We start from the raw sequence: 4,991 nt of genomic DNA, 5'->3' as shown, positions 1-4,991 counted from the left end.
CGACCATTGAGCCTCTGAACTCAAAAAATGAAGCTCAGAAGTCGAAATGTCGTGCTTTTAACTCCAACATTCAAATTCTGAGCTTCAACGTTGCACCTTTTAAGTGCAAGTACCAAGCTATTTTTTACAACGCTGCTTTTTGAGACTTGGATTTTCCAGGTTTACGAGCAAATCGTTGTCCCATTTCCACAACCACTGCATCTAAACCCGCACCCTGTCCACTGGCTTTTGCGTAGTTATACACCTGTAACGCGGCTGCATAAGCTTCACTACCGACTGCAAGAGATGTATCATCTACCAACTCTTGTAACTGAGTCAACGACAACAACACCGGATACAACGCTTCAAATAATTGTACGTCCTTCCGCATCTCTTCCAAGTCGAACGATCGCGGTAAAAACTCTGGATTCTGCGCCGCTACTTCTAACGCTTTGCTGACAAAGGCCCGACTCTTATCTCCCATCTTGGGTAAAGTCTTGCGATCGTCGGCACTCAAATCAACCAAAAATGGTAGCTTTTCTTTAATGGTGGTAATGGCTTGCAACACAGCATCTCTATCTTTTTGCGCCAATGTTGCACTAATTGGGGTCGTAGACATAGAAATCACTCTCCAGTAAGTTTCTCAAATCTAGAGTGCCCACATATACAACCAAAATCAATACGCTTGCTTTACTTAAGACTTGATCCTCCCTAACCCTCCTTAAAAAGGAGAGAACTAGAGCAAGCCTTTTTATTAAAGCCCCCCTTTTTAAGGCTTGGGGGGATCTTCCAGGGTTATCGTAACAATGACTTATTAGGCGTTAACTCACTCCTAAAACGGCTGTAAACAACTTGAGTTGGATACCAAGAAGAAAACCAGTACAAATCTTGAATAATTTTATCAGAATTACTCTCGTCTGCGAACTCAAAGTGAACCAAACCTAAGTTATTCAATCCAACGACTTCTCGCCCGTCCTGAAACCAACGAGATTTCCAAACCATCAAGGGTTGTAACCATTTCCATTTAGCATTTTCGGCTCGTTTCCAGGGAGCTATTAATGATGATATATCTGCTTTGAAGCGAGAAGCTTGAACGCTGTTTCGAGGTATCCACTCTAATACACAATGCCAGTCAGAATCAGCCAGCATCTGGGGATTATGGTGTAATTTTTTTGCAGAAGTTTCTACCATATTGGGTGGCTCACTCCACCCGATCCAATGTCGCACTTTTTCTGGTAATAGCCAATCTTTCAATCGTGTATGAATCAGCCGTGTCAAAATCTCTTCATTCTTCAACGCACTAGCGGTCAACTGCACTAAAACAGATTGCAATTTAGAATGGGTGCGTGCATAAGACAAGTGAGCAACAGAACTGTAGTGAATATCTCCAGAGAGAATAATTATTTGTTGACGTTCTTCAAACAAGGTGGTTAGAAATTTCGCTAGTGCTTCCATGTTAATGTTCCAAGCATCTCCAACATCAGTTGAAAAAACTTTCTCTTGTTTTAAGTTCCAATGGTGAACCCAATCAATGACTTGCATTCCAAATACATTCGTGGGCGCAACCACAAATGTAGTTTGAATTTGAGTTTCTTCAACTACTTTTTGTAAAGGTAAAACTAGTTGTTGCTCAAAGGCTTTTGGACACAAGAGCATTGGTGGTGCAATTGGTTTTTGATCGGCTGGATAACCCCGCCAAGTGCGTGTATCAAGGACAATTACTTCATGGCAATCGCTTTTAACTGTGTAGTGCCAAGTCAGTGCTTCAGGATCTCGCTCAAGAATGAATACCGAACCGTCTCGAACTAGAATTGGTAAGCCTGTGGCGGGATCATTGGCTGGCATACCTAAATAACAAGCGATCGCCTCATTAGCTTCTCTATCCATCCCAAGGGATGCTGACCAAGCTTGTGCAGCCGCCAACAGCTTTTCACCGGATTTACCTTCTGTAAATTGTTCTGGTGTATTGCCCCACCCTTGAAACACTGTGTAAGCTAACAAAGCATTTTGAACTATCCTTCGCCCTAAAGGATGTCCCAGTACTCGCAAACACCAAGCTTGGTTTAAGTTCCAGTCATCACTAACATCATGGTCATCAAAGATGGTGTACATGGGAATGTTGGCAAGGGCGCGACGCACTTTCCAAAGGGTGTAGATAAATTGGCGCAGATGCCGGACTGCTTTGTTCCAGTCTTTGATAGCATGGCGATCGCGCATTACTTCATGTCCTTGGGGAAATGCCGTCGGCCAGCACACTGGCGACCAAGCTAGTAAATAAGTAGCGTAATATTCACCCAGGCTCAAAAGATGACTGTTAACTTTCTCCGATTTATTATGTAGTCCTGCGGTCAAGCCAGCTTGATTTGTTGCAACATCAGACCGCTTTCTAGGGGATAGTTGCCCAGGAGTACAGTAAACTCCATCTAGAGGAAGTTGTTCTTCCCAACCCAAGAGGGCATCACCAAGAGTAGTGGCAACCCACAAAGATGGTTCTGCTACATCGTCACCATAAATTTGATCTCCAGTCATAAATAGCTGGTGGGGGCGATGTTGCGGTTGATTCGCTGAAGCCTCAATTAAACTGTCAAGAATGGGCAGTGCATCAAACCCATGACCATGAGGTTTACGGCAGGAAGCATGGACAATTTGTAAATCTTGCAGACGGTTTGGCGGCAAAACAAAGGTTGGTTTTTGATGATCGAAGTAGCTGACGCTGACTGTAGGTAAAGAGTTTGAGCATAATGCTTGTTGCATTTGCTGGGTTTGGTCAGCAATAGTAAACTGGAGGTCATAAGCATAGAGGCGATCGCTAGTTAAGCGAGATCCAACCGGAGAGCGAGCCGTTATTGCAACTACATGAAGATTTTTACCCAGAGCAAAGGTAGAGCGTTCTCCCTCTAATAAGCAATTTCCTAGCGCTTCACCATTATTTGTTGTTTCATAAACCTTGAGTTCTACTTGACAAGACTGTTTTAAAGCCACCCATACTGTTACTGACTCTGTTTCAGTATGCTTTAGGATTGGCCCCGCCAAAATTAACGGCAGGTGTTGTAAAAACTCGTCCCCAGCTTGATATTTCATTGCAAACAGTTGACAAAATGGTGGGTTTTAGATGATATTGCTTTATTTATATATATAATCCAATCACCAAATGGGGACGAGTTTTTGGGAATGGGGAATGGGAAAGAGGACTTGGGGACAAGGAGAATTGGGGACAAGGGGAAAGATTTGTTTCAAGTTCTCACCTCTTGTCCCCTTGTCCCCTTGTCCCCCTGCTCCCTGCCCCCTGCTCCCTGCTCCCTGCCCCCTGCTCCCTGCCCCCTGCTCCCTGCTCCCTGCCCCCTGCTCCCTGCTCCCTGCTCCCTGCCCCCTGCTCCCTGCCCCCTGCCCCCTGCCCCCTTGCCCCCTACCTTAATTCTGAGCGATACCTTCTTGACGCGCTGCTTGTTGTACAGCAGATGCAACAGCGTTGGCTACTCGCTCATCAAAGACTGAAGGAATAATATGTTCCCGATCCAAATCTGAAGGCTTAACTAAAGAAGCGATCGCATTTGCCGCTTCTAAATACATTGTGGTAGTAATCGTTTTTGCCCGACAATCTAAAGCACCACGGAATACCCCAGGAAAAGCTAGGACGTTATTAATTTGATTGGGGTAATCACTACGACCGGTAGCGATTACAGCAACATCTTGACTGATTAATTCTGGCTGAATCTCTGGAATGGGATTTGCCATTGCAAACACAATTGGATCTTTTGCCATCGAATGCACCATTTCTGGTGTCAAAACTCCTGGTGCGCTGACACCAATAAATACATCTGCACCTTGCATTGCACCCGCTAATGTACCTTGAGCTTTCACGGCAAATTCAAGTTTTTCTTCTGTCAAATCGGTACGACTAGTAGAGATAATCCCTTTAGAATCGCACATCCAGATTTTTTCTGCCCCAGCTTTCCGAAGTAACCGTGCGATCGCTACTCCTGCTGCTCCAGCACCGTTAATGACGATGCGAATTTCTGCCATTGACTTATGTACCAGCTTTAGAGAATTAAACAATGCTGCTAAGGTGACAATGGCTGTACCGTGCTGATCGTCATGAAAAACGGGAATATCTAACTCTTCCCGTAATCTCTTTTCAATTTCAAAGCAGCGAGGTGCAGCAATATCCTCTAAATTCACACCCCCAAAAACCGGCGCGATATTCTTAACTGTCTGGATAATTTCTTCTGTATTTTGGGTGGCGAGACAAATGGGAAAAGCATCTAGCCCTGCAAATTCCTTAAATAGCATTGCTTTGCCTTCCATAACTGGCAGAGCAGCAGCTGGGCCGAGATTTCCCAATCCCAAAACGGCACTACCATCGGTAACAATAGCAACAGTGTTTTGTTTGATGGTTAGCTTGTAAACTTCCTCTGGATCTTGAGCGATCGCGGTACAAATTCGACCAACTCCGGGCGTATAAGCCATTGCTAGATCGGACACACTCTTCAAGGCAATTCTGCTAGTAATACTGATTTTGCCACCGCGATGCAAATTAAAGGTGCGATCGTAGACGCTGAGTAACTTAATGTCTGGCAATGCTTTCACTGCTTGCACAATGGTTTCAGCATGTTCGGTACTAGCAGCATCAACGGTAATATCGCGGGTGGACTCTTTGCGGGTTTGCTCGATTAGATCAATTTGACCGAGATTGCCACCAGTGCTTGCGATCGCTTGGGTAATTGACGCTAACATCCCTACACGATTGGGAATCTGCAAGCGCAGTGTCAAACTAAAACTAGAATTAGGAGTTAGGTTTGCCATGTCGATTTATGATTTTAAGTTTTAGATTTTATATTGAATTGAGACGAAAACTAAAATTGACGTTTTGTAATCAGTAGTTAGTTTACTGACTACTCACAGTTATGATAATTATTTTTACTTATAACAGTGTATTTACTAATACAAATGAGTCAGAACTTAGTAATTGTACCCAAATACAGCAGATATTTTTGAAAAGTTTTATCAATAGA

Annotated in this window: 3 protein-coding genes; all 3 read right to left on the bottom strand. The window is 44.0% G+C overall.

Annotation, left to right across the window (positions count from 1 at the left end):
• Positions 1-124 precede the first annotated feature (124 nt).
• The 3 genes from VB732_RS05455 to VB732_RS05445 all read right to left on the bottom strand — a co-directional run bounded on the left by VB732_RS05455 (position 125) and on the right by VB732_RS05445 (position 4,782).
• Positions 125-598: a hypothetical protein gene (locus VB732_RS05455; RefSeq protein WP_323229839.1), complete on the bottom strand. Its 474-nt coding sequence runs from the start codon at positions 596-598 to the stop codon at positions 125-127.
• 176 nt (positions 599-774) lie between these two features.
• Positions 775-3,060: a PhoD-like phosphatase gene (locus tag VB732_RS05450; RefSeq protein ID WP_323229838.1), complete on the bottom strand. Its 2,286-nt coding sequence runs from the start codon at positions 3,058-3,060 to the stop codon at positions 775-777.
• Between the two features lie 330 nt (positions 3,061-3,390).
• Complete coding sequence (locus tag VB732_RS05445; protein WP_323229837.1) at positions 3,391-4,782, bottom strand: malic enzyme-like NAD(P)-binding protein; 1,392 nt, start codon at positions 4,780-4,782, stop codon at positions 3,391-3,393.
• Positions 4,783-4,991: the final 209 nt, after the last annotated feature.

This window comes from Nostoc sp. UHCC 0252, from assembly GCF_034931145.1.
Lineage (GTDB): Bacteria > Cyanobacteriota > Cyanobacteriia > Cyanobacteriales > Nostocaceae > Nostoc.
Note: the sequence above shows the minus strand (reverse complement) of the source record. Positions and strands in the feature narration are given on the sequence as shown.

Bases quoted from the DNA above. Each gene is read 5' to 3' on its own strand.
- VB732_RS05445 (WP_323229837.1), bottom strand. From the start codon at position 4,782: ATGGCAAACCTAACTCCTAATTCTAGTTTTAGTTTGACACTGCGCTTG.
- VB732_RS05455 (WP_323229839.1), bottom strand. From the start codon at position 598: ATGTCTACGACCCCAATTAGTGCAACATTGGCGCAAAAAGATAGAGAT.
- VB732_RS05450 (WP_323229838.1), bottom strand. From the start codon at position 3,060: ATGAAATATCAAGCTGGGGACGAGTTTTTACAACACCTGCCGTTAATT.